Origin of the sequence: Caballeronia calidae (assembly GCF_900044055.2) — a bacterium.
Lineage (GTDB): Bacteria > Pseudomonadota > Gammaproteobacteria > Burkholderiales > Burkholderiaceae > Caballeronia > Caballeronia calidae.
Window position 1 is genome coordinate 1 of the sequence record NZ_FCOX02000292.1, and the last position, 1,135, is coordinate 1,135.

Annotated in this window: 1 protein-coding gene; it reads left to right on the forward strand. The window is 67.5% G+C overall.

All coding sequences use genetic code 11. The features are described from left to right. Positions 1-56 precede the first annotated feature (56 nt). Positions 57-1,135 (forward strand): AMP-binding protein (locus AWB78_RS42720; protein WP_232478150.1); only part of this gene is annotated, 1,079 nt, incomplete at its 3' end.

Here is a 1,135-nt window from a genome sequence, read left to right on the forward strand (position 1 = left end):
TGCACGGCCAGGACGCTTCAGCGCTCCCGAAGCAACTGATCGTGCTGGGAGGCGAAGTGGCACAACGCGACTGGATTACCGCGCTGCGGGCGGATCATCCCGGACTGCGCATCCTGAATCACTACGGTCCTACCGAAACGACTGTCGGCGTGCTGACGTTCGAGATGTTCGAATCCAGCAATTCGAATCGTCCGCTGCCGCTCGGCCGACCGCTCGCGAACACGCACGCCTATGTGCTCGATGCGCATGGCCAGCCGGTGCCTCCGGGCGCGATCGGCGAGCTCTATATCGGCGGTGCCGGCGTTGCACGCGGTTATCTGAATCGTGCCGATCTCACCGCTGAACGCTTCCTCGACGATCCGTTCAGCCACGAGCCCGGCGCGCGCATGTACCGCACCGGCGACCTCGCCCGCTGGCTGCCCGACGGCAATCTCGAATTCCTCGGCCGCAACGATCATCAGGTCAAGATTCGCGGCTTCCGTATCGAACTCGGGGAGATCGAGGCGCAGCTCGCCAGCCATCCTGCGGTGCGCGAAGCAGTGGTCATCGCCCGCGACGACAGCGGTAGCAACCGTTCGGCCGACAAGCGCCTGGTCGCCTATGTCACGCTCACCGCTGGCGCTGATGCCGTCGGCATGGTGGACGCGTTGCGCATCCATCTGACCGAACGCCTGCCCGACTACATGGTGCCGGCCGCCTTCGTCGTGCTCGATGCGCTCCCGCTCACGCCCAACGGCAAGCTCGACCGCCGCGCGCTGCCCGACCCGCAATGGCAGGACCTGAGTGCGTACGTCGCTCCGCGCACCCCGCTCGAACACACGCTCGCCCAGTCCTTTGCCAGCGTGCTGGGCCTCGAACGCGTCGGCGTGTCCGAGAGCTTCTTCTCGCTGGGCGGCCATTCGCTGCTCGCCACCCGCCTCATCTCGCAACTGCGCACCGTGCTGGACAGGGAATTGCCCCTGCGCATACTGTTCGACGCGCCCACGGTCGCCGCGCTGGCCCAGACCATCGAAGACGATGCCGGGCCTGGCCTCGCGCACGCGCGCCCGCCGCTGCTGGCCCAGCCCCGTCCGTCGCATCTGCCGTTGTCCTTCGCGCAGGAGCGGCTGTGGTTCCTCGAGCAGCTCGCCCCGGG